The sequence below is a fragment of the Kitasatospora sp. NPDC054795 genome, from assembly GCF_053611565.1.
On record NZ_JBSHAP010000047.1, the window covers coordinates 37,259 to 61,390 of the forward strand.

Annotated in this window: 19 protein-coding genes; 13 read left to right on the forward strand and 6 right to left on the reverse strand. The window is 73.3% G+C overall.

The features are described 5' to 3' along the window. Positions 1-56 precede the first annotated feature (56 nt). Positions 57-1,292, forward strand: coding sequence for a globin domain-containing protein (locus ACWGJO_RS18745; RefSeq protein WP_452185081.1), 1,236 nt, complete (start codon positions 57-59; stop codon positions 1,290-1,292). 64 nt (positions 1,293-1,356) lie between these two features. Here the strand turns inward: ACWGJO_RS18745 and ACWGJO_RS18750 are convergent, their stop codons facing one another. Next, positions 1,357-2,760, reverse strand: a complete 1,404-nt coding sequence (locus ACWGJO_RS18750; RefSeq protein WP_452185083.1) for a selenium-binding protein SBP56-related protein — start codon at positions 2,758-2,760, stop codon at positions 1,357-1,359. A gap of 109 nt (positions 2,761-2,869) precedes the next feature. On the opposite strand from ACWGJO_RS18750, the gene ACWGJO_RS18755 reads away from it, so the two are divergent. From ACWGJO_RS18755 to ACWGJO_RS18770, 4 genes are all read left to right on the forward strand, one after another. Next, complete coding sequence (locus tag ACWGJO_RS18755) at positions 2,870-5,182, forward strand: tetratricopeptide repeat protein (RefSeq protein ID WP_452185085.1); 2,313 nt, start codon at positions 2,870-2,872, stop codon at positions 5,180-5,182. Positions 5,183-5,200: 18 nt separating this feature from the next. Further along, positions 5,201-6,172, forward strand: a complete 972-nt coding sequence (locus ACWGJO_RS18760; protein WP_452185090.1) for an alpha/beta hydrolase — start codon at positions 5,201-5,203, stop codon at positions 6,170-6,172. Positions 6,173-6,261: 89 nt separating this feature from the next. Further along, positions 6,262-7,056, forward strand: coding sequence for a spermidine synthase (locus ACWGJO_RS18765; protein WP_359901057.1), 795 nt, complete (start codon positions 6,262-6,264; stop codon positions 7,054-7,056). A 94-nt stretch (positions 7,057-7,150) separates the two neighbouring features. Then, the gene (locus ACWGJO_RS18770) at positions 7,151-7,699 is read left to right on the forward strand and encodes a hypothetical protein (RefSeq protein ID WP_452185092.1); all 549 of its coding nucleotides are present in this window, start codon (positions 7,151-7,153) and stop codon (positions 7,697-7,699) included. A gap of 27 nt (positions 7,700-7,726) precedes the next feature. On the opposite strand, the gene ACWGJO_RS18775 is transcribed toward ACWGJO_RS18770, so the two are convergent. From ACWGJO_RS18775 to ACWGJO_RS18790, 4 genes are all read right to left on the reverse strand, one after another. Further along, positions 7,727-8,497 (reverse strand): hypothetical protein, encoded by a 771-nt coding sequence (locus tag ACWGJO_RS18775; RefSeq protein WP_452185094.1) that lies wholly within the window; start codon positions 8,495-8,497, stop codon positions 7,727-7,729. Further along, positions 8,481-9,710 carry a hypothetical protein gene (locus ACWGJO_RS18780; RefSeq protein ID WP_452185117.1) on the reverse strand — a complete coding sequence of 410 codons (1,230 nt, stop codon included), beginning with the start codon at positions 9,708-9,710 and terminating at the stop codon, positions 8,481-8,483. Before ACWGJO_RS18780 ends, ACWGJO_RS18775 begins: the two co-directional genes overlap by 17 nt. Before the next feature lie 68 nt (positions 9,711-9,778). Continuing rightward, entirely contained in the window at positions 9,779-10,453 is a 675-nt protein-coding gene (locus ACWGJO_RS18785; RefSeq protein WP_452185095.1) for a hypothetical protein, read from the reverse strand. Positions 10,454-10,538: 85 nt separating this feature from the next. Next, positions 10,539-10,763: a hypothetical protein gene (locus ACWGJO_RS18790; protein WP_452185097.1), complete on the reverse strand. Its 225-nt coding sequence runs from the start codon at positions 10,761-10,763 to the stop codon at positions 10,539-10,541. Positions 10,764-10,998: 235 nt separating this feature from the next. Here ACWGJO_RS18790 and ACWGJO_RS18795 point away from each other — a divergent pair, with 235 nt between their 5' ends. The 7 genes from ACWGJO_RS18795 (at position 10,999) to ACWGJO_RS18825 (ending at position 21,704) form a co-directional block, all read left to right on the forward strand. After that, the gene (locus ACWGJO_RS18795) at positions 10,999-11,811 is read left to right on the forward strand and encodes a class I SAM-dependent methyltransferase (RefSeq protein WP_452185098.1); all 813 of its coding nucleotides are present in this window, start codon (positions 10,999-11,001) and stop codon (positions 11,809-11,811) included. A 203-nt stretch (positions 11,812-12,014) separates the two neighbouring features. After that, positions 12,015-12,680: a DedA family protein gene (locus ACWGJO_RS18800; RefSeq protein WP_452185099.1), complete on the forward strand. Its 666-nt coding sequence runs from the start codon at positions 12,015-12,017 to the stop codon at positions 12,678-12,680. 157 nt (positions 12,681-12,837) lie between these two features. Further along, positions 12,838-13,509: an O-methyltransferase gene (locus ACWGJO_RS18805; protein WP_452185101.1), complete on the forward strand. Its 672-nt coding sequence runs from the start codon at positions 12,838-12,840 to the stop codon at positions 13,507-13,509. Between the two features lie 160 nt (positions 13,510-13,669). After that, positions 13,670-14,569: a Gfo/Idh/MocA family protein gene (locus ACWGJO_RS18810; protein ID WP_452185103.1), complete on the forward strand. Its 900-nt coding sequence runs from the start codon at positions 13,670-13,672 to the stop codon at positions 14,567-14,569. Between the two features lie 1,644 nt (positions 14,570-16,213). After that, entirely contained in the window at positions 16,214-18,082 is a 1,869-nt protein-coding gene (locus ACWGJO_RS18815) for a transglycosylase domain-containing protein (protein ID WP_452185105.1), read from the forward strand. Between the two features lie 186 nt (positions 18,083-18,268). Beyond that, entirely contained in the window at positions 18,269-18,520 is a 252-nt protein-coding gene (locus tag ACWGJO_RS18820; RefSeq protein ID WP_452185107.1) for a ribosomal protein L7/L12, read from the forward strand. A gap of 148 nt (positions 18,521-18,668) precedes the next feature. Continuing rightward, on the forward strand, positions 18,669-21,704 hold the full coding sequence (locus ACWGJO_RS18825) for an ATP-binding protein (RefSeq protein ID WP_452185109.1): 3,036 nt from the start codon (positions 18,669-18,671) through the stop codon (positions 21,702-21,704). Between the two features lie 326 nt (positions 21,705-22,030). Here ACWGJO_RS18825 and ACWGJO_RS18830 read toward each other — a convergent pair whose 3' ends face one another. Next, positions 22,031-23,248, reverse strand: coding sequence for an alpha/beta hydrolase family protein (locus ACWGJO_RS18830; protein WP_452185111.1), 1,218 nt, complete (start codon positions 23,246-23,248; stop codon positions 22,031-22,033). Between the two features lie 102 nt (positions 23,249-23,350). Here ACWGJO_RS18830 and ACWGJO_RS18835 point away from each other — a divergent pair, with 102 nt between their 5' ends. Continuing rightward, complete coding sequence (locus tag ACWGJO_RS18835) at positions 23,351-23,986, forward strand: TetR-like C-terminal domain-containing protein (protein WP_452185113.1); 636 nt, start codon at positions 23,351-23,353, stop codon at positions 23,984-23,986. The last annotated feature ends 146 nt before the right edge of the window (positions 23,987-24,132 follow it).

A 24,132-nucleotide genomic window follows, 5' to 3' on the forward strand; every position in this document is an offset into this window, starting at 1 on the left:
CCTTCTCGCGCTCGGCGGCCCGGCAGTTGACTGGGCGGGACATGGACAACAGCAGCATGAGCACTGGCACCGCCACCGCCACCGCCGAGTACGACCGTTTGATCGCCCGCCATCACGCGATGCGCCTGCGACGCCAACTCCTCGCCCCGTCCTCCTCGGGCGGCGGCGACTTCGGGTACGGCGCGTACGGCGAGGACGGCGGCTACGACGGCGCCGCCGACCAGCACCTGATCCGGCGCGACCTCGACCTGATCTCCCCGCTCGCGGACCTGATCGACCACCTCTACGCGGTGATGTTCAGCCGTCGCCCGTATCTGCGAGCGCTCTTCCCCGCCTCGATGGAGTTCCAGCAGCTCCACCTGGAACGGATCTTCCACCACCTGATCGACCACCTCGACCGCCCGGCCGAACTGGAGCAGACACTCCGCCAACTCGGCCGCGACCACCGGAAGCTGGGTGTCCGGCCGGTGCACTACGAGGCCTTCGAGGAGGCCCTGTGCGCGGCCGTCCGGCACCGGGCCGGCGAGCGCTGGACCGAGGACCTGGAGGGCGCCTGGGTGCGGATGCTGCGCTTCGCCGTCGGCGCGATGGTGGCCGGCGCCGACTCCGCGCTCACCGAACCCCCGTACTGGCACGCCGTGGTGACCGGCCACGAACGCCGACGCCCCGACCTCGCCGTGCTGCGGGTGCGCACCGGCGAGCCGTACCCGTACCGGGCCGGGCAGTACGGCACCGTCGAGCACCCGGCGCTGCCGCACACCTGGCGGCAGTACTCGATGGGCTGCGCCCCGCGCGCCGACAACGAGCTGGAGTTCCACGTCCGCCGCACCGGCCCCGGCGGGGTCAGCGCCGCCCTGGTCGAGCACATCGCCGTCGGCGACCGGTTGCGCCTCGGCCCGCCGCGCGGCAGCCTGCTGCCCGACGACGACGCCCGCGACCTGCTGCTGGTCGCGGGAGGCACCGGCCTCGCCCCGATGAAGGCGATCATCGAGCAGCAGACCGCCCGCCGGCCGACCGGCCGCCGGGTCCACCTGTTCGTCGGCGCCCGGGAGCGCGCTGACCTCTACGACTGGCAGTCGCTGGCCGAACTCGGCCTGCACAAGCCGTGGTTGACCGTCACCCCGGTCACCGTCGGCGAGCTCGCCGACACCGTCGCCTCGGCCGGCGACTGGCGCGAGCACCTGGCCTGCGTCACCGGGCCGATCGGCATGGTCGGCTCCGTCCGCACCCGGCTGGCGGCGGCCGGGCTGCCGCCCGCCCAGGTGCGGTTCGACCAGGCGCTGTTCCGGTGAAGCCGGCCGGACGGCCGTCGGACCGGCGGCCGCCGACCGGGCGGCCGTCCGCTCCGTCGGCGGGTCAGCGGTAGCAGTAGGAGTCGGAGGAGGCGTCGCCGCCCGCCAGGTGGGTCTGGTGGACGCGCAGGCCCCGGAAGTCGGCGCCGTGCGGGAAGAAGCGCTCGTCGACGCTCAGCCCGCCGGCCTCCGGGTCGGCGTCCAGCTTGACCATCCAGGGCTCGATGCCCTCCGGGTAGAACTGGTCGTCCCAGGCGCCGTAGAGCGAGTTGGTGAGGTACAGCCGCCGGCCGTCCCGGCTGATCTCCACCATCTGCGGCGCCCCGCTCAGCGGACGGCCGGGCTCCGCCGGGTGCGGGGTGCGGGCGGCGATCCCGCCGAGCCGCACCGACCCGGCCAGGCGGGGGTGGAACGGGTCCGAGACGTCGTACTGGAACAGCTCCCCGGTGCCCCACGCCGAGACGTACAGCCAGCGGTCGTCCACCGACAGGTTGATGTCCGTGACCAGCGGCGGCACCGCGCCGAACGGCTGCAGCGCGGGCGGCAGGTCCTCGGCCTTGGCCGGCTCGGCGGGGATCTCGATCACCTTGCGCGCGGTGAACGCCGGCCCGTCCCGGTACCAGAGCCACACCGAGGAGGAGAGGTCCTCGACGTTGGTGACCACGCCGACGAAGCCCCACTCCGCCTGCGGATCGTGCGCCGGGCGCAGCTCCAGCACCATCTGGTACTGGTCGCCGAGGTCCACGCGCTGGAGGTGGCGCCCGGAGTCCAGCTCCCAGAAGTGCAGCGCGTGGCCGTACTTGCGCCCGAGCAGGAGGTCCGGCACCACCCCGTCCTCGACCATCGACGGGGTGCCCCACTCGCTGGTGATGCCCACGTTGGTGCCCAGGTGCCACCAGACGTCGTAGGCGAAGTGCTGCGGACCGCGCTCGGTCTCCCAGGGGCGCAGCACCTCGAAGGTGGTGTGGTCGAGCAGTGCCACCCCGCCCGGCCCGTCCTCGCCGTCGGCGCCGCCGAGGCAGGAGAGGAAGACGCCGTCGGGGCCGCAGTGCAGGGTGTGCGGGCGCGAGTAGCCGGCCTTGGCGGCCAGCTCCTCGGCCTCGATGGTCTTCACCAGGCGCGGGCGGACCGGGTCGGGCCGGGTGTCCAGGACGTGCAGCCGGGAGGAGCGCAGCCCGGGCAGCAGCAGGTAGCGCCGCTCGGGGTTCTCGTGGCAGGCGTGGGCGAGGGCGCTGGAGCAGGCGTTCCAGCCGAAGTGGTGCAACTCGTCGCCGAGCGTGGGCAGTTCGGCGAAGTTCAGAACCTTCCCGTAGCTCGCCGAGTCCGGATCGGTGTCGACGCTCAGCAGTGCGTCCGGCTGCTGCCCCGACCGGTCGAACCCGGCCACGTACGCCAGCTTCTCCGGCGGAGCGGCGATCGCCTCCGAGGCCGAACGGTAGAGCGACGGATCGGTATGCCCGTGCTGCATGCAAACTCCCCAACTCGCCTGGTCTGTCCGGGAAGCGTTCCACAGAACCACCGGCGCACAGGAGGCGCACGAGAAGCGGCCGGGAGGCGCGGGCGGCTACCCTGACCGGGTGCACAACAGCATTCGCGGGGGGAACTTCCACGGCCCGGTCGTCCAGGCGGACACCGCGCACGTGACGGTCACCCCCCGGCCGCCCACCATCGCCGGCCTCCCGCCGCTCACCTCCGCCTTCACCGGGCGGGAGCAGGACCTCTCCGAGCTCCGGGCCCTGCTGACCACGGACGGCCCGTCGACGGTGACGGTCACCGGCCTCGGCGGCATCGGCAAGACGACGCTGGCGATCGCCGTCGGCCGCGCGTTGCTCGACGCCGGCCACTGCTCCACGGCCTTCCTCGTCGACCTCCGAGGCTACGACGAGACCCCGGTCGAGGCCGGGCAGGCCCTCGACACCCTGCTGCGCGCCCTCGGCGTCCCGGCGGAGCACATCCCCGCGGACCCGGAGACCCGGGCCGCCCTCTACCGCGCCCGGCTGGAGCAGCACGGCGGAGGCGTCCTGGTCATCGCCGACAACGTTTCCACCGCCGACCAGGTCCGCCTCCTCCAGCCGCCGTCCACCCGCCACCGCCTCCTGGTCACCTCCCGCGAGACCCTCCCCGGCCTCGGCGCCCGCCTCCACCGCCTCGGCGTCCTCGGTCCCGAGGCGGCCGTCGCCCTCCTCGACACCGTCGTCCGCGCCGCCCGCGCGGACGACGAGCGCGTCACGGCCGACCCGGCAGCCGCCCGTCGCATCGCGGAGCTGTGCAGCCATCTCCCGCTCGCCCTGCGGCTCGCCGCCGCCCAGCTCGTCCTGGACCCGCACCTCCGCTCCGACGAGCTCGCCACGGACCTGGCCGATCACGCCGCCCGGCTCGACCTCCTGGACGACGGAGAGGTCGGCATCCGCATCGTGCTCGACCGCTCCTACCGGAGGCTCACCGAGCCGCAGGCGGAGCTGTTCCGGTTTCTGGCCCTCAACCTCGGCCCCGACATCTCGACCGAGGCCGCCGCCGCACTGGCCGACGGGAAGGTCCGCGAGGTCCGCTCCCGGCTCGCCCGGCTCGTCGGCAGCGCGCTGGTCGAACAGACGGCGGGCGGGCGCTGGTACCTCCACGACCTGGTCCGGGACTACGCCCTGGAACAGGCCGGCCGCCACCGGGCGGCCGGCGGGGCCGCCCTGCAGCGCCTGCTGGTGCACTACGCGCAGACGGCCGTGGCCGCCGACGAGGAGATCGAGGCGCTTCCCGCAAGGCCGGGCCCCGGTCGGTTCCGCGACCGGGGCGAGGCCCTGGCGTGGCTGGAGTGCGAGCGCGCCAACCTGGTCGTGACCGTGCGTCTGGCGGCGGCGATCGGCCTTCCCTCGGTGGCCATGCCGCTGTCCTCGTCGCTGGTCGGCTACCTGGTCCGGTGGTGCCGGAGCGACGACGCCGTCGCGGTGACGACGGCGGCGCTGTCCGCCGCCCTCGCCGTCGGGATCAGGTCCGAGGAGGCGACGGCGTGGCACAACCTCGGCTTCGCACAGGGCCGGGCCCGCCGGTTCGAGGAGGCGATGGAGGCCCTGCTGACCGCCGGCGAGATCTTCCAGGAGGTCGACGACCGGAAAGGGGAGGCCTCGGCCTACGCGAACCTCGCCGAAGTCCTGGCGAGCCTGCACCAGAGGCAGCCGGCCATCGCCGCGACCCGGCACGCCCTCACCCTGGTGCACGGCCGGGACGACCGGCGGGGGGAGGCCCGGCTGTCGTTCAACCTCGGCATCCTGCTCATCGACGCGGAACAGCTGGACGAGGCCGACGAGACGTTCCGCCGGACGGCAACGGTCTTCCGGGACCTCGGTGACCGGAGCCGCGAAGGGATGTCCTGGGGCTGCGTCGCCCAGATCCTCAGCCTCCGGGGTCGTTACGACGAGGCGATCGAGGTCCATCAGCGGGCGCGGATCATCTGCCAGGAGGCCGGTGACCGGTACAACGAAGCGCTGGTGCTGGGCGATCTCGGCGTCACCCTCGTCCGGGCGGGGCGGGCCGGGGAAGCGGTGGAAGCCCACGAGCGGGCCGGCCGCCTGCTGCGGGAGACGGGGAACCCTCAGGGGGAGAGCCTGAGCCTGCGCAACCTCGGTATCGCCCTGCGGCGCGTCGGGAGGGCGGACGAAGCCCTGGCGGCCCACCGGCGGTCCCTGGCCGTCTGTCAGGAACTCGGCGACCGCACCGGTGAGGGCAGCACCTGGAGCGCACTCCGAGCGGTGTTCGAGGACCTCGGCCGGCACGAGGAAGCCGAGGAGGCCCGCCGGCAGGCCGATCGTGCCATCGACGACGCCTGCGCAGCGCTCTCCGAAAGCATTGCGATCATCACATCCCAGCAGGTCGGCGATGCCGGGGACGAGCACGGCTGAGCCAGTACAGTCACCCTCATGGAGTTCCGTGAAGACATCCTGGGTGCCCCCTACGAGGCCGCCGAGCTGACGCTGCGGCCGGACGACGAGGGCGCGGTGTGCGCGACGCTCGTCCGCCGGCCGGTGCCCGGCGCGGAGCGGGCCGTGCTGTACATCCACGGGTACAACGACTACTTCTTCCAGACCAACCTCGCGGACCACTACACCGCGCTCGGCTTCTCCTTCTACGCCCTCGACCTGCGCAAGTACGGCCGCTCGCTGCGCCCCCACCAGTCCCCGAACTTCGTCCGCGACCTCACCGAGTACGACGAGGAGATCGACGAGGCCGTCCGGATCATCCGCGAGGTGGACGGGCACCGGCAGCTGCTGCTGAACGGGCACTCCACCGGCGGGCTGATCGGGGCCCTGTGGGCCGGCCGGCGGGCCGGGCGCGGGGTGGTGGACGGGCTGTTCCTCAACAGTCCGTTCCTGTCGATGCCGGTCGGGCCCGCGGTCCGCACACTCGGCGGGCCCGCCGTGACGGCCGTCGGCCGGCTGGCGCCGACCCGCGTCCTGCCGTCCGCGCTCAACCCGCACTACACCCACAGCCTGCACAAGGACCACCAGGGCGAGTGGGACTTCGACCTCACCCTCAAGCGCCCCGAGAGCTTCCCGCTGTACGCGGGCTGGCTGTCGGCGATCCACCAGGGCCACCGGCGGCTGCACCGGGGACTGGGCATCGACGTGCCGGTGCTGCTGATGGCCTCGACCCGGTCCGTCTCCACCACCACGTGGCACAGCGCGCTGCACCACGCCGACGCCGTGCTGCGCGCCGACGACATCGCCGCGCAGGCGCCGCGGCTCGGCCGGCACGTCACCGTCGTGCGGATCAAGGGCGGCATGCACGACCTGGTGCTGTCCGGTGCGCAGGCCCGCGCCGAGGTGTTCGCCGAACTGGACCGCTGGCTCACCGCCTACCTCGACGTCGAGCCCGTCGGGGAGCACGCGTGACCTTCCCGCAGCACGAGGGCGCCGAGCGTACCGAGGACGACGAGCCGGTACCCGTCGGGCGGCGGACCGACCTGGGCTTCGCCAAGCTCATGCCCGACCTCGACCGGGACGGCGGCTGGCTGCTCACCCTGGACGGCACCCCCCAGTCCTACGTCGACCTCGCCGACCCGACCCACCTGGAGTTCGAGTACACCCGGCGCCTCGGCCACCTCGCCGACGCCCTCGCCCCCGCCGGACAGCCGCTCGACGCGCTGCACCTCGGCGGCGGAGCCCTCACCCTGCCCCGCTACCTGGCCGCCACCCGACCCGGCTCCCGGCAACGGGTGGCGGAGGTGGACGGACCGCTGCTGGAACTGGTCGCCGAACAGCTGCCCTGGCAGGGCCCCGGTGCGGACATCACCGCGACCGTCGGCGACGCCCGGGAGGCCCTCGCCGAAACCCCGGCCGGCTCGCAGGACCTGGTGATCGCCGACGTCTTCCACGGCTCGCGCACCCCCGCCCACCTCACCTCCGTGGAGTTCCTGCGCCTGGCAGCGGCCGCGCTGCGCCCCGGCGGCTGCTACGCGGCGAACCTGGCGGACGGCCCGCCGCTGGCCTTCGCCAAGGCGCAGGCGGCGACGGTGCGGGCGGTGTTCCCGTACGTCTGCCTGGTGGCGGAGGCGCCGGTGCTGCGCGGCCGCCGGTACGGCAACATCCTGCTGGCCGGCTCGACGGCGCCCCTGCCGGTGGCCGAGCTGACCCGGCTGCTCGCCGGCGACATCTTCCCGGCCCGGCTCACCGACGGGGACGACCTGGCGGACCTGGTCGGCCGGACCGCCCCGGTCACCGACGCCGAGGCCACCGACTCCCCACCCCCACCGGACGGCGCGTTCAGCATCGGCTGAGCCCAGGCCCCGCACGCACGGCGGCCGGAAATCCGGTGGGCCTCCTCCTTCCGCCCGGGTAGCGTGCGGGGACGAGCCCGGAGGAGGCGAGGCGATGCGGCCGCTGCTGCTGGTGGACGTCGACGGACCGCTGAACCCGTGCGCGGCGAAGCCCTACCGGCGGCCCGATGGCTACGAGACCCACCGGTTGACGACGCCGCGCTGGGAGGCGGCCGAGCGCCGTCGGCTCACGGCCTGGGGCCTTCCCCACAAGGCGCCGAAGCCCCTGCGGGTCTGGCTCAACCCGGCTCACGGCCCGGCCCTCGCGGCGCTGCCCTTCGATCTGGCGTGGGCGACGACGTGGCAGGAGGAGGCCAACGCCTTCATCGGTCCCTTGCTGGGGCTGCCCGGCCTGCCGTACATCCCCTGGTCCGAGCCGCGGCCCGAGCCGGGCGGCGGGGTGTTCTGGAAGACCCCGCAGATCGTCGCCTGGGCGAAGGGCCGCCCGTTCGCCTGGGTCGACGACCTGATCACGGAGGCCGACCGGGTCTGGGTGGAAGCCCACCACCCAGGCCCGGCACTGCTCCACCACGTCGACCCGAAGGTCGGCCTGACGGCCCAGGACTTCGCCCGGCTGGCGGACTGGTCCAACGCGCTCGGCTGACCGTACGAGCGAGCCGGGCCTTCGAGGTCAGACGGGCGGCATCAGGTCGCTCTCGCTGATGGTGTACGTCAGCGGTGGGTAGACGAAGTCCGTTTCCGTGTTCTCACGGCGCCGCAGTCGGTAGAACTCGTGCCTCTGCTCCTCGTCGGCCGGCACGAGGCGTTCACCCTGGGGGAGGTGCGCCTGTCCGTCGCGAAACCGGACGAGTGTTTTTGACGTTCGAAAGGTTACGCCCAGCCATTGGTTGTCCGCCGTGCGGGCGGGCGGGTCCAGGACGATCTTGTGTCTGAGTCGCCGGTTCGAGTCGACCGAAAACGCGACGATGCCGTGGTGGGTGAGGGGGATCTCGAACTTCTCGCCATCGGGCCCCTTCGATTCGAAGATCAGCTTTCTCGGCGGGCTCGCGTCGGGATGCTGGTAGCAGGAGAAGACGGCGATGAACGACTCGTCGGCCAGATCGAGGGTCTGGTCGGAATGGCTGCCCATGGTCGCGTAGGCGTTGGTGCAGCTCTCGATGAGAGCGTTGTTGAAGCCGACCGAAAGTGCCGCACGTTCTTGAACCTGTCGTGCCAGCCGTTCGTGCACCGCCCGGAAGCGCTGCGCCGGGCTGCTGTAGCGAGTGGTGGTCCGTACGAGGGGCGCATCACCCGCCTCGTCGATCCTGGCGAGCACGGCGCCTCGCCGGCCCTTTCCCACGTCTTCCAGGCGGGCCGACGCGGACAGTTCCGCGAAGAGGTTCTCCTCGGTGGGCAGTGCGCACGAGAGGATCTCGTCCGAGATCCTAGATGCGGGGGGCAAGGTAGTCTCCCGTGTTCATGCTGAAGAGGAATTCGTCGCCGTAGTCCATGAAGGACGAGGTCCTGTTCTCCTCGGCGTACAGCCTGCGCAGCTCGTCCATGCCGGCCGGTGTGGGCGGCTCCAACTCCACCGGTTCTCCGTCCCGTTCGAGGAACGTGCGGCCGTCCTTGTGGACGGCTCCGGTGTTCGAGCAGCGCACCACGTAGCCCAGGCGGGTCGGGAGCAACTCGGCGTCCAGCGACGAGGGCCGGATCTCGTGGGTGTAGAGGCGGTTGGTGGACAGCGGCATGAAGAACACGGAGCCGGGGTGGAGGGTGACGGTGAACTGCGGGGGGAGTGCGACCCCGTCGAGTTCTGCGGTCCGCTCCTTGAGGCGGAAGCGGAGCCTGGTCAGCCCGCTGGCACCCTTCACCCCGAAGTCGAAGGCGTCCTCGGCCAGGGGCTGCAGCTTGTCGAGCCGGTCGTAGAAGGTGCAGAAGGCCATGATGCCGTTGGCGGGCATGTCCTTGGTCTTGTCGGCATGGGCCGAGATCTTCGCCTTGGACTGCTTGCGCTCGGCCGTGGCAAGGGTGTTGTGGTAGATCTGCGCGAGGACGTGATTCAGCGGTGCCTGGTTCCGGAAGACGGCGGCGGCCTCGCGGTTCAGCGCTTCGACGATGAGCGTGTCGGTCGGGCCGAAGCTCTCGGTCGGCCCCGAGAGATTCGTGGAGCACCGGAGCAGGCGGAAATGCAGTTCGTCACCGTTGCGCGTGACGGGCGTCAGATAGATCCCGCTGCGATGGGCCGTGCCGGGCTTGGTGGACTCCGTCAGGGACTGGAACGCGTGCTCCGTACGGATCCGCCCGAAATGATCGTCGCCGAGTCCGAAAAAGCGGCGGTAGTACACGCCGACGCCGTGTACGCCGATGGGGACCCGGCCGAGGTCGACGAGGCTCCAGGGTTCGTCGACGTCCTCGTGGTAGCCGTGCGACAGCTCCCGGATGACGAATACCCGCGCAGCCGTGTGCAGTTGACGGCCGTTGATCCCGGATACGTCGCCACACAGGTAGACCGTCCTCCGGGTGAGGTCGGGCGAGCCGGAAGCAAGCTCCTCCGGCGTGATCGTGGACCCGAAGAAGTCCCTGATCACGTCGTTGTCCTGGACCGTCGAAGGTGCGACCAGGATATTGCCCGCATCCTCGATGCGGGCTTCCGTCGGCTCTGTCGGGTGCATCAAACGGTACCTGTCATTCGCGGATCCTGGTGGATTCTCAAAACCGTGGACATGGCCATGGCCCGCACTCATTCATTCAATTCGGGGTAGTAGCCGCGCTGGTACGTCGACAGCTCGGAGACGGCGAGCTCTGCGTCGCCCCGGCAGATCACGCAGACGCGGCGCCGGTGGCATGCGGGGCAGTTGACCCGCCCACGGGTCTCGTCGGGCAGCCAGCCGCGTCCCCCGCAGTCGTAGCACCAGCCCAGGCCTTCGCACTCGTAGCAGAGCACGAATCCGGCCGTGACGGTCTCGGCCGTGCGCACCGGCTCGGGCCGCCGGAACTCCTCCGGTTCGTACAGGGCCATCGCCGGTGTCTGCCCGCTGAACCACACGGTGGACGTGTGGTCGACCGTACGGATCTCGATGGTGCAGCCGTCGCGGCGGCCGGTGACCACGATGCGGGGCGTTCCCTTGGCGTCCTCCTGCGAGGTCGCGACCGCCCAGCCCGCGCGGTGGAGCAGCGCGGCCGCGCGGGCGGCGGTGTCGGCGGCGCCGGCATTCGCGGGGCGCTTCCCCGTGCTCCCGCCGGCCGAGTACCGGTAGCGGAGCGGTTCGTGCCAGTCGACGACCTGTGGCGTGTCGAGCAGCGGCAGGCGGGGATCGCTGCCGGGGGCCAAGTCGTCGATCAGCTCGACCAGTTGTGACCGCAGGGCCCGGCCCAGCCGGTCCAGCTCTTCCCGCGCGCCCGGTACGGGTCCCACGACGCCCCCTCCTCGCCCGGCCCTGCCGCCGCTGGGCGGCCCGCTCGATCCCCGGGAGTCTATGCGGTGTTCGTAGCGCCGAGCGTCATGGACGGTGGGGGCCGAGCCGGGCGAGGAGGTCGTCGGCGCACTCCTCGGCGAGTTCCTCGGCGTGTTCGGGGAGTTGCGCGCCGGCCCGCAGGTGGCGTCGGACCAGCGAGAGCGGCAGCTCGATCAGGGCGAGCACCACGCGTTCGACGGACCGGGGGTCCTCGGTCGGCGACCCGGCCCCCAGCGGAGGCTGTTCGCCCGGGCCGACGAGGTTGAGCACGGAGGCGGACCGTACCCGGGCCTCGACCCTCCCGTCCCGATCCGGTGCGTCGGTGCGTCGGTGCGTCGGTGCGTCGGTGCGTCGGCGCGTCGGCGCGTCGACGGGAGGGGAAGGACGGACGGGGTGTCAGAATCGGCGGGTTCATGCCCATGACGGGAACGCGGCCGGAACACCGGCCGGAACGCGGCGGGACAACGGCGCAGACGCGACGGGACCAGGTCCGAAGGAGCGAGCGATGAGTGGCGGCGTGCGGCCGGAGCTGGGACAGGTGTCGGAGACGGCGCTGTGGACGCTGTGGCACCGGGCGGTGGAGGCGCGGCGGCCGGACACCGTGCTGCCGGACCCGAAGGCGATCGAGCTGGTGGACCGGATCGACTACCCGTTCGCGACGCGGTTCGGGGAGAACGCCTTGGTGAGCCAGCTCCAGGCGCTGCGGGCGGCCTGCTTCGACCGCGAGGTGTCCGACTTCCTGATCCGTTGCCCGCGCGGTGCCGTGGTCGGGCTCGGGGACGGCCTGGAGACCCAGGCCTGGCGGGTCGACAACGGCCGGGCGAACTGGCTGTCGGTGGACCTGGCGGAGACCGCCGCGCTGCGTCGGCAGCTGCTGCCGCCGGACGAGCGGCACCGGATCGTCGCCCAATCGGTCACCGACCCGGGCTGGATGGACGGGGTGGACCCGGCGAACGGGGTGCTGATCAGCGCCGAGGGGGTGCTGATGTACCTGCGGCCGCAGGAGGTCCGCGACCTGATCGCGGCCTGCGCCGAGCGCTTCCCCGGCGGGGCCATGGTGCTGGACGCGGTGCCGCGCTGGTTCAGCCGGCGGGCCGTCGAGGGCAAGCTGCGGGACCGGTACTACCACGCGCCGCCGATGCCGTTCGGGATGGACGCGGACGAGTGCGGCCTGCTGGCCACCGCGCACCCGGGGGTCGTCGACGTGCGCGAGGTGTATCCGCAGGGCGGACGCCCGCCACTGAGCGCCCTGCTGCCGCTCGCGCGCTGGATCAAGCAGCGCCCGTCCGTGGTCGCACTGCGTTTTGCCGAATCTTGAAGAAACGCTGGTCAACCTGGAACCATGGTGTGAGGGCACTCGTCGTAACGCACGGGTGATCGGCCGGGGGGACAGGCCGCCCGGCACGTTAGGCTCGCTCCGGGGGGAGCGGCCCGGGTGCCGCCATCGGACGAACTGCCGGGACGGGCACGCGGCTCCAAGGGGAGCGCGGCCCGTCCCGTCCTGCCACGGAGGGACTGGCCTTGCACATCGACGCCTGGATCGAGGGGATTCCGCCGACGGCGGTGTACGCCGTGATCGGTCTGATCATCGGGTTCGAGTCGCTGGGCATTCCCCTGCCCGGCGAGATCGCCCTGGTGACGGCGTCCCTGATGGCCGTCAAGGGTGTGGTGAGCCCGTGGGGCGTCGCGATCTGCGCGATCGCCGGCGCGATCATCGGTGACTCGATCGGATACTCGATCGGACGCAAGGGCGGCAAGCCGCTCTTCGAGAAGCTGGGACGCAGGTTCCCCAAGCACTTCGGGCCCTCGCACCTGGCCACCGCCGAGCGCTCGTTCCAGAAGTGGGGCATGTGGGCGGTCTTCTTCGGCCGCTTCATCGCCCTGCTGCGCATCTTCGCCGGTCCGCTCGCGGGCGCGCTGAAGATGCCGTACTGGAAGTTCCTGATCGCCAACGTGCTGGGCGGCATCGTCTGGGCCGGCGGCACCACGCTGCTGGTCTTCAAGGTCGGCAAGGCCATCGAGCCCTGGCTGGCCCGGTTCTCCTGGGCGGGCCTGGGCGCGGCCCTGGTGATCGGTCTGCTGTCGGCCTGGATCATGAAGCGCCGTGCCGCCAAGACACACGCGAAGATCGAGGCGGAGGAGGCGGCCAAGGCCGCCGCCGCGGCGAAGGAGCCGGTCGCCGACTGACCACCCCGCCGGCCGCCCCCGGTCGGCCCCCCGGCAGGGTCCCGGTCGATCGTCCGACCGGCCCCGGACCGGTCGTCCACCACCACCGTCGTGGTGCCCTCGGGCCCTCGGAGTAGCATCGGTCGGGTACTGCCGATCTTGCACTCCGGAGGGCCCGATGTCTTCGCAGCCGACCTGGGACGCCGTGGACGCCTACTTCTCCGAGCGGCTGGTCGGACACGACCCGGTGCTGGAGCAGGCCGCGGCCGCCGCCCGCGCGGCCGGACTGCCGAACATCGCGGTGGCCCCCAACCAGGGCAAGCTGCTGCACCTGCTGGCACTGACCCAGGGCGCGAAGCGGATCCTGGAGGTCGGCACGCTCGGCGGCTACAGCGCCATCTGGCTGGCCCGGGCGCTGCCCGCGGACGGCACCCTGATCACCCTGGAGCTCGACCCCCGGCACGCCGAGGTCGCCCGGGGCAACCTGGCGGCCGCCGGGCTGGCCGGGATCGCCGAGGTGCGGGTGGGCCGGGCCGCGGACTCGCTGGCCGAACTGGTGGAGCAGGGAGCGGACCCCTTCGACCTGGTCTTCATCGACGCCGACAAGCCGAGCAACCCCGAGTACTTCCGCCGGGCGCTCCAACTGACCCGGCCGGGCTCGCTGATCATCGTCGACAACGTGGTGCGCGGCGGCGCGGTCGCCGACCCGGCCGGCACCGACCCGGCGGTGGTCGGCACCCGGGCGCTGCACGACCTGATCGCGGCCGAGCCGAGCGTCACCGCGACCTCGGTGCAGACGGTCGGCAGCAAGGGCTACGACGGCTTCACCCTGGCCCGCGTCCAGGGCTGAGAGCCCGGGGCCGGGACCCGCGCCGCCAGGGTGTACGCGGGCTCACCCGAACCACCGGCGCTCATTCGCGCCCACCGGGGCTCATTCGCGCCCACCTGTACCACTCGCGCCCACTCGTACCACGCGCGCTCGCTCGCGCTGACCGGAGAACGGAGACATCGTGCGGATCGGACTACTGGGAACCGGCCCCTGGGCGGGGCGGGTGCACGCGCCCGTCCTGGCCGAGCACCCCGGGCTGGAGTTCACCGGCGTCTGGGGCCGCCGACCGGAGGCGGCCGAGGCGCTGGGCGCCGCGCACGGCGTGCCCGGGTACGCGGACCTCGACCGGCTGCTGGCCGAGGTGGACGCGGTCTCCATCGCGCTGCCCCCGACCGTGCAGGCGGGTCTCGCGGTACGGGCCGCCGAGGCCGGCTGCCACCTGCTGCTGGACAAGCCGGTCGCGCTGACCGTGCCGGACGCCCGGGCCGTGGCCGAGGCGGTGCGCGAGCACAAGGTCGCCTCGGTGGTCTTCTTCACCGTGCGCTTCGGCGGCGAGCAGATCCCGTGGATCGAGCGGCAGGCGGAGCTCGGCGGCTGGTTCACCGGCCGCTCGGACTGGCTCGGCTCGGTGTTCGCGCCCGGCAGCACCAGCCCGTACGCGGCCTCGCCGTGGCGGGTGGAGAAGGGCGCGCTGTGGGACGTCGGCCCGCACGCGCTGTCCGTGCTGCTGCCGGTCCTGGGCGACGCGACGCAGGTGACGGCGGCGGCCGGCCCGCTGGACACCGTGCACCTGGTGGTGCGGCACGCCGGCGGCGCCTCCAGCACGCTCGCGCTCAGCCTGACCGCGCCGCTCGCGGCGGGCGGGACGGGCATGGAGCTGCGCGGTGAGCACGGCGTGGTGCAGCTGCCCCCGCGCGGCGAGGGCCCGGCCGCGGCCCTGCACCGGGCGCTGGACGCGCTGCGGGCCTCGGCCGCCTCCGGCGAGCCGCACCCCTGCGGGGCGGACTTCGGGCTGCGGGTGGTGGAGATCCTGGTCGGCGCCGAGCGTTCGCTGGCGAGCGGCGGCCCGGTGGAGGTCTGAGCGGTCGACGCGGCGGGGCCGAGGACGGCCGGCGGTCGGCGGGGCGGGCCGGCGGGATGACCGGGGCGCGGAAGTCGCGCGGGCCGGTCCACAGCGCCGGGACGGCGTCGCTGCGGCGGGCCAGTTCGTACGCCAGGGCCTCGTAGTTGACCCGCCAGCCGTGGAAGTGCGCCCAGGCCTCCTCGACCGGGCGTTCACGCGGGAAACCGGCCGCGGTGATCATCGCGACGGCGCCCAGGTACTCGGCGTAGGTCAGCCGGATCGGGACGTCCGGGTCCGGGTCCGTGTCGAAGTCGATCCGCAGCGAGCGGGCGATGTCGCGCAGCGCGGTGAAGCCGGCCCGCAGTACCAGCCGGGCCTCGGGCGGGGCCGAACGCGGGCAGAGCGCCAGGTGCAGGGCGGCGGCGTCCATCACGGCGATCAGTCCGACCACCCAGCTGCGGTTGGGCTGCGGGGAGCGGAAGGAGAGCAGCACCGGGTAGTTGGAGTGGCTCTCGCCGATGTCGGCGGCCAGCCGCTCCCAGTCCCGGTAGAGCTGGGGGAGCGCGGTCTCGGTGTCCACCAGGGACTGGCGGGCCAGCAGCTCGGGGCCCCAGGCGGGCTCGCCGGCCCGGGACTGCAGCAGCGTCACCTCGGTCTCGCGGCGCTGGTAGGCGGCGTAGAGGGTCGGCAGGTAGGAGATCTGGAGGGCGATCACCAGCGGGCCGCTGGCGGCGGCCAGGAAGTCGATCGCGGAGAGGTGCAGCCGGTCGCCGCTGGCGAAGCCGAGGGTGAACAGACTGGACCCGGCCTCGCGCACGGACACCGACCAGCTGAGCTCCGAGGTGCCGTGCAGCAGCAGGGTGTAGGCGGTCAGCATGCAGCTGAGCCACACCCCGAGCATGCCCAGCAGCACCAGCGGCGCCAGCCAGGTGAGGGCCCGGTCCTGCGCGTGGTAGCCGCGGCCCGGTCCGGCGGCCAGCCGCAGCAGCCCGCGCAGCATCCGCCAGAGCCGCATCACCAGCGCCGAGTAGAGCCCGCGCGGAACGACCAGCGTGCGCAGGATGCTGCCGACGACCAGCAGGAGCAGCATCGCGCCGAGGGCGGTCTGGATCATCCTCATGGCGTCATTCTGGCGGTACGCCGGGGCGGCTGCGGACCGGTGCCCGCGCGGGTCGGCCGTCGGCCGTCCGTCCACCTGCCGTCCGCCCGCCGTCCGTGGCCCGGGCGCCCGGGTTCACCGCACCGAGTATGACCATGATCACACCAAGGCGAGGCATACGTACTGATGTTCCCACCGCGTCTATGTGTACGGAGGATCACGCCCACGAGCGAATCGGAGACCGGACTGTGCGTGCCCAGCAAGACAGCGCCGCCGAAGAGGAGAAGCCCGGGCGGCGACGGTGGCGCTTCCCACCGCGTCGGAGGCCGTTACGGGCGTGGCGCCCGCTCCGGGGGCGGCGCCCGTCCCCGGGTCCGCCCCTGAGCCCGTCCCCGGACCCCTCCCCGAGTCCGTCCCCGAGCCCGTCGACGGACCCGTGCCGGTCCCCGGACCAGGGCGCCTCCCCGCGTTCGCCCCTGCGCCGGTTCCTGCGGATCGACTACCCGCGCCGCGGACGGCGCGGAGTCCGCCGCTGGCTCCCCTCCTGGCGGCAGCAGGTGCTGGTGGCCGGGACCGGGGCGGCGGCGCTGACGGGCTGGCTGGCCTGGTTCTACACGAACACCGCCGTCCCGGCGGACCTCAACTCCTTCGCCACCCAGCAGAACAACGTCTACTACTGGGCGGACGGCACCGAGATGGCGCGGATCGGCCCGACCAACCGGCAGGAGGTGCCGCTCACCCAGGTGCCGGAGCCGGTGCAGTGGGCGGTGCTGGCCGCCGAGAACGAGACCTTCTACACCGACCCGGGCATCTCCGTGACCGGCATCGGCCGTGCCGTCGTCCAGATGGTCACCGGCGGCGACACCCAGGGCGGCTCCACCATCACCCAGCAGTACGTCAAGAACATCTACCTGAACCAGCGTCAGGACATGTCCCGCAAACTCAGCGAGATCGCCATCGCGATCAAGCTGGACGACCGGATGAGCAAGCAGGACATCCTGGCCGGCTACCTGAACACCAGCTGGTTCGGGCGCGGCAGTTACGGCATCGAGCGCGCCGCGGCCGCCTACTACGGCAAGGACGTCTCCCAGCTCGACCCGAGCGAAGGCGCCTTCCTGGCCGCCCTGTTGAAGGGTGCCGGACAGTACGACCCGGCGATCAGCGCGGGGAACCGGGAACGGGCCGAGGAGCGCTGGTCCTGGATCCTGGACCGGATGGTTGAGGTGGGCAAGCTGTCCGCCGCCGAGCGCGCCGGATACACGGTGTTCCCCGAGCCCAAGCCGCAGCCGAAGTCGGCGGGACTGAGCGGCCAGATCGGGTACCTGGTGGACACGGCCCGCGCCTACGTGGAGAGCCACAGCGACATCACCCCGGCCCAGTTCGACCTCGGCGGCTACCAGATCCGCACCACCTTCGAGAAGCCGAAGGTCGACGCCCTGGTCGCCGCCGTCCAGCAGGGCACCGCGGGGATCGACCCGGACAACCGGGAGTCCGACAAGCTCCTGAAGGTCGGCGCCGCCTCACTGGCCCCGGACGGCCGGGTCGTCGCGCTCTACGGCGGCCCCGACTACCTGAAGCAGGGCTTCAACAACGCCAACACCACGACGGTGCCGATCGGTTCGGCGTTCACCCCGGTGGTGTACGCCGCCGGGCTCGGCGAGGGAGTGCAGCGCCGGCGCGGCGGCGACCGCACCCCGGTCGCGCCCACCACCACCTACAACGGCGACGACGGGGTGAACGTGATGACCCCGGAAGGGCCGTACTGGGGACGGGACGGGAAGATCGTCAAGACCGCCAACGACGGCAAGCGGAACTGGGGCAGCGTCACTCTGCGGAACGCGGTCGAACAGTCCGTCAACGGGCCGCTGATGCAGCTCGGCATGGACGTCGGCCTGGACAAGGTGCAGAAGACCGCCACCGACCTCGGCCTGCTTCCCAACAGCCTCGGCGAACTCGTCCCGGCCCTCGGCGTCGGCAACTCCACCCCCAGCGCCCTGCGCACCGCCGACGCGTACGCCGCCTTCGCGGCCGGCGGCTCCCACACCGACCCGTACTCGGTGCTCAGGATCTCCCGCAACGGCGTCCAGCTCCCCCTGCGCCTGCCGGCCGCCACCCAGGCACTCACCCCGGCGGTCGCGGGCGAGGTGGACGCGGCACTCAAGGGCTCCGTCCGCGACGGGGCCGCCAAGCCGGCGGCGGAGGCCGGCCCGAACCTGGCCGCCAAACCCGGCACCACCGCGGACCGCACGGCGGGTTGGTTCGTCGGCTACAACGGGCAGCTGTCGACGGCGGTCACCGTGTTCCGCGCGGACCTGAAGGACATGAAGCTCCTCTCCCTCGAAGGCCTGGGCGGCGCCACCCCGGACACCTCCGACGCCACCGTGCCGGCCCGGATCTGGACCGCCTACATGAAGACGGCCGCCGGACAGTAGGCCGTCCGCCGCGGGGACCGTGCTGCACGGTCCCCGCAGCCGACGTCCGGTCGCGGTCCCTCGGGTCGGGCGAATCTCGGTCGACCGGGTGGTGCGGCAGTGTCTATTCTCCGGGCAAGGGCAAGGGCAAGGGCAAGGGCAAGGGCAAGGGCAAGGGCAAGGGCAAGGGCTGGGGGCGGGGGAGTGGTGGCGGCGGACGGGTACTTCGAGTTGGTCTGTGACGAGGGGCCCATCCGCCTGGTGGTGACCGATGCGGGGCCGCGCGTGCTGGAGGTCGCGAAGGCCGTCAGGCGTCGGACCGGGCTCAGCCTGTGGCACGGCAAGGTTCTGCTCGGTCGGCTGCCCGCGGTTGTCCTCGATGACGTGACGTCGGACCTCGCCGAGGCCGTGGCGGCCGAATTGCGAGCCGCCGGAGCCACCGTCGAGGTGCGGTACTGACGAGCTGCGATACCGCCGAGGTGCGGTGCCGGGCGGCGGACCGCAGGGCCGGTGGCCGCTGTTGATCAGTGCCCGGACTAGTGTCAGGGTCGTGCCGAGGTCGGTGGGCGCCACCCGATCGGGCGGCGGGGCGGGCCTCGGTGCGGTCGTGAGCATTGAGGGGCTGAAGCGGATGAAGATGACGTTCGGGCTGCTGGGGCCCCTGACGGTCGATGTGGACGCCGTGCCGCAGGCGCTGCCGCGGGCCACCGTGCTGCGGGGGCTGCTGGGGGCCCTGCTGCTCGCGGAGGGGGAACGGCTGCCCGTGGGGCGGCTGCTGGACCTCGTGTGGGCGGAGCAGTCGGACCGGGTCGGTCGGGGCGCGGTGCACACCGGGATGTCGCGGCTGCGCACCTGGCTCGGGCGGTTCGGGGACGAGGCGGTGGCGCTGGAGTCCGACGGGCAGGGCTACCGACTGGTGACCGGGCCGGACGCGGTGGACCTCGGACGGTTCCGCAGACTCGCCGCCGACGGGGACCCGGCCGGGGCGATCGGCCTGCGGCGCGGCCCGGTGCTGGCCGGGCTGGAACGGGTGAACCGCGAGGACCCGCTGGTCACGACCGTGGAGCACGAAGTGCGCGCCACCACCCTGGCGCTGGCCCGGTCCGCGACGGCCGCCGGAGCGTCCCGGACCGCCGTCCCCGCCCTGACGGCGCTCGCCGAGGAGCACCCGTTCGACGAGCCCCTGCAGGCCGCCCTGCTGGAACTGCTGGCGGCGGACGGTCGGGCGGCCGAGGCGCTGCGCCGCTTCCAGGCGCTGCGCCGGCGGCTGTCCGAGGAGCTCGGGATCGAGCCGGGCGAGCAGGTGCGGAACGTCTTCCTGGCGCTGCTGGCGCAGGACCGGGAGGGCGCCCGACCGGACTCCGGGCCCGCCCGCGTGCCCTCCCAACTCCCCAGGGACGTCCCGGACTTCACCGGACGCGACGAGCAGGTGCGGATCGTGCTGGACGCCCTGGCGACCGGCCGGGTACCGGTGATCGCGGGCATGGGCGGCATCGGCAAGACCGCGCTGGCCGTCCGCGCCGCCCACCTCGCCGCCGTCGACTACCCGGACGGCCGGCTCTACGCGGACCTGCGCGGGGCCGACGAGACGCCCGCCGACCCGGCCGGCGTCCTGGCCGCCTTCCTGCGCGCCCTCGGCGCCGACCCCCGGGAGATCCCGGCCTCCCTGGAGGAGCGTTCTGCGCTGTACCGCACCCTGCTCGCCGGCCGCCGCACGCTCGTCCTCCTCGACAACGCCGCGGGGGAGCAGCAGCTCGTCCCGCTGCTCCCGGGCACACCGGCGGCTGCGGACGACGGGCCGGGCGACGGGTCCGACGACCGGCCCGGTGCCCGACCGGCCGTCCTCGTCACCAGCCGCGCCGCGCTCACCGCCCTGCCCGGCTCCCGGCTCGTCGACCTGCACGAACTCGACGCCCCCCACGCCCGGACGCTGCTGCGCCGCATCCTCGGGGACCAGCGGGTCGCCGCCGAACCGGTGGCCGCCGCCCAGATCGTCGAGCTGTGCGGCGGCATGCCGCTGGCGGTCCGCATCGCCGGGGCCCGCCTCGCCGCCCGGCCGCGTTGGACCCTGGCCCGGCTCGCCCACCTGCTGCGCGACGAACGGCGACGGCTCGACGAGCTGGCCGTGGGAAACCTGGCCGTACGGGCGGGCTTCGCCGTCGGCTACGCCCGGCTGTCGGAGCCGACCCGCCGCACGTTCCGGCTGCTCGGACTGCTCGACGCGCCCGACTTCGCGCCGTGGGCCGCGGCGGCGATGGCCGGCATCCCGTTGGAGCAGGCCGAGCGGCAGCTGGAGGAGCTGATCGACGCCCAACTCCTGCAGGAGACCGGCACGGAGCCGCACCTGCGCTACCGCTTCCACGACCTCGTCCGGCTGTACGCGCGCGAGCACTCCGAGGCCGCGGACGCAGCGGCCGCGCGCACCGCCGCGCTCGAACGGGCCTTCGGCGCCTGGCTCTGGCTGGCCGAGCAGGCGGCCGACCAGGTGCCAGGGCCGTGCTTCGCGCCGATCCACGGCACCGCACCCCGCCACCCGATGCCGTCCGGCGTCGCGGCGGCGCTGCTGGACGACCCGATGGCCTGGTTCGACGCCGAGCAGCCGGCCCTGAACACGAGCGCCCGGCAGGCCGCCGCGCTGCGCATGGTGCCGGTGGCGTGGGACCTCGCCGCCTGCCAGGAGAAGTACTGCGACGTGCGGGGCCTGTACGACGACTGGCGCACCACCCACCTGACCGTCCTCCAGGCCTGCCGGACCGCCGGCGACACCCTGGGCACGGCCGTGCTCACCCGCGGCCTGATCGAGGTGACGACCTGGACCACCCCGGCCGACGGCTCCGGGACGGCCGTCGACCTGGCGGACGGCACCGAGACGATGGTCGCGCTGGAGGACCGCGCCCGGCACCTGCAGCGGCTGTTCGAGCAGGTCGGGGAGGAGCGCGGGACCGCCGACGCCCTCGTCCTGACGGCCTGGAGCCTGGTGGCCCAGGGGCGCGAGAGGGAGGCCCTGGAGGCCGGCCACCGCGCCCTGGACCTCGCCACCGCCCACGACCACCCGGGCGGCGAGGCCCGGGCGCACCAGATCATCGCCATCGCCCACGGGGAGACGGACCTCGACCGCACGATCGAGCACCTCGCCGAGACGCTGCGGCTGGCCCGGCTGATCGGCAACACCCGCTTCGAGGCGACCGCCATCCAGTTCCTGGGAGCCGCCCACGGCCGGGCCGGCCAGGCGGAGCGGGCCGGGGAGCTGCTCCTCCACTCGCTCGCCATGGCCCGCTGCCTCAAGGACCGCTATGTGGAGGCGTTCTCGCTGCTCTACCTGGCCGTGCTGTACGCCGGCACCGGCGACGGCCGCGCCCGGGAGACGGCGGAGGCCGCACTGGCCATCGCCCGCCGGTTCGACCTGGGGCACCACCTCGCCCAGGCCCTCGGCATCCTGGGGGAGCTGGACCTGGCGGCGGGCGACCACCCCTCGGCGGTCGCGCACCTGGAGGAGTCGGTGCTGGTGTGGCGGGCCCGCGGCTGGCGCTCCTTCCTGGCGGAGGCGCTGCGCGCGCTCGGCCGGGCGTACCGGGCGGCCGGGCTGCCGGAGTCGGCCGCGCGGGTGCTGGAGGAGGCGCGGGAGCTGAGCGACATCCGGTAGGCGGCGCGAGGCGGCGCGGGGCGGTGCGGGGCGGTGCCGGGCGGCGTGTGGTGGCGATGGCGAGCGGCCAGGAATCGGTAAGCGATCGGTAAGGCCCGGCTGCCTACGATCGATCTCCACGCACAGGACAGACGCACCCGGATCCGGCCGCAGGCCTGGTCGACGCGCCCGTCCCGTACGTGCCGCACGGGCAGCCGGTCGGGTTCGCGCAGGGGACGGACCCGGCCGGAGGCGCATCCCGTGGGGGTGTCCCGCGGGCGTGGTCGGGTCGGTCCATGCGGCGCGGGGCGGGTCGGCGTGGAGTGGTCGGCCGGCGGGCGCGCCCGTCAGCTCGCGGGCCCGGTTGCCCGCGCCAGGGTGGTGTCGAGCCAGTCGAAGACCGTCTGGTGGAGGCGGAACATGGCGCCCATGTGGCAGTGTTCGCCCGCGCCCTCGGCCTCGGTCAGGGTGACGAGCGTGTGGGGGCAGGTCAGTGCGGCCTGGACCCGCTGGGGCTGGCCGCGGAAGAACTGGTCGTTCTCGGCGTCCAGGACGAGGGTGGGGCAGTCGATGAGCCGGGCGACGCCGTCGAGGGTGTAGTCGGCGGTGCGGCGGATGTAGTCCGCCACCGATGCGGCGCCGAACGTCCACACCCCGTTGCGCAGGGCCCACCGCAACTGGGTGCTCGCCTGCATGAGCAGAGCCATGACCGGCTCCACGAGGTCGTCCCGGCCGGCCTCGATCCACTCGCGCAGGAACGGCGGCATGAACCGGTCGTGGGCTTCCCCGAAGCTGTACAGGCCGTCGTCCAGCACCAGGGCGGCCGGGCGGTGTTCGTGGGCGGCGGCGCGTGCGGCCAGGTAGCCGCCGAGGCTGTAGCCGAACAGGACCAGCCCGTCGGCGGCGATCTCGGGGCGGGTCAGCGCGTAGTCGACCACCGGGGTCACCACGGCCTCCCAGTCCGGGCGGAAGGCGAGCCGCTGCTCGCGCAGCGCCGCGCCCTGGCCCGGACCGTCGTAGGCGAGGACGTTGTAGCCGCGTCGCAGCGCGGCCGCGGCGACGGCGAAGTACGCCTCCTCCAGCGTGGAGTCGAAGCCGCTGGTGAACAGGACGGTGGGGCGCCGGGCGCCGGAGTCGTCGACGAGGAACAGGTAGCCGGGCAGGCCGGTGTCCTGGTAGGGGATGGTCACGGCCTCGACGGGGGTGTCCAGCAGGGCCGCCGCGGCGGCGAAGGTCTCCCGGGAGAGCGTGGAGAGGCTCTTGGCCTCGGGGTCGTTCGCGGGGTCGTCGCGGCGGTAGAACTCGGCGGTGCGGTAGTAGTTCGACGCGCGGAGCAGGGCTTCGCGGGCGCTGACCCGGTGCCCGGCCGTCAGGGCGCGGTTGCCGATGTCGTGGACGCGCTCGGCGGTGGCCTTCCACTCGCGCAGCCAGGCCGCCTCGTTGCCTTCGCCGATGTTCCGGGCGGTGGCCACGACCTCGCCCAGGTCGGCGCCGCCGTAGTTGGCGAATCCGGCCGCCCGGAGCGTTTCGAAGGAGAACGATTCGTCCTCGAAGAGGAATCGCACGGGTACTCCCGATATTGTTGAGACGGAACTGTTCCGTCTCGTCTAAACGCTAGCTCCCGCCCAGTCGAGACGCAAGCGTTCCGCCTGGTGTAGGTTCGGGGAATGTCCAACACGCCCGCGCCCCGGCCCGCGACCCCCGGCCCCTCCGAGCAGCCCGCGCGCCGGACGCCCGGCGGGCCGGTGCTCCAGGACTCCGTGACCGAGGCGATCGCCGCCGCCTTCTTCGAGGAACTGGCAGACGTCGGCTACGCCCGGCTCTCCCTGGAGGCGGTCGCCAAGCGGGCCGGGGCGGGCAAGGCCGCCATCTACCGCCGCTGGCCGTCGAAGCTCGACATGACCGTCGCCCTGATCCGGGCCGTGGCCGTGGACGCCTCCGAGACCGAGGACACCGGCACCCTGCGCGGCGACGTCCTGGCCTTCCTCACCGAGATCGACGGGGCGCTGCGCCACCGGCTCCCGTCGAAGATCATCCCCGATCTGCTCGCCGAAAGCGGTCGCAACCCCGAGCTGGCGCAGGTGCTGATGACCGCCGTCCGCGACACCCGCCGCGGCAAGGCCACCGGCCTGCTGGAACGGGCGGTCGACCGCGGCGAACTCCCCGCGGACGTGGACCGCGAGCTCGCACTCGACTTCCTCGCCGGCCCGCTGTACTGGCGCCTCGCGGTCGTCCGCACGGCGACCGCTCCCGACTACCTCGACCGCCTCACCGACAAGCTCCTCGCCGCCTTCGCCGCCTGACGGTCGAGGCTTTCGCGGCGTCGCCGGCCGAGACCGCGTCGTCCCCGGGACCTGAAGGCGTGTTCGGCATGCTTCGGCCTGCACCGCTGGTGCAGGCCGGAGCCGGCGGACTCCTCGGTCGCCGGGGGCGGACGGCGGAGTACGGC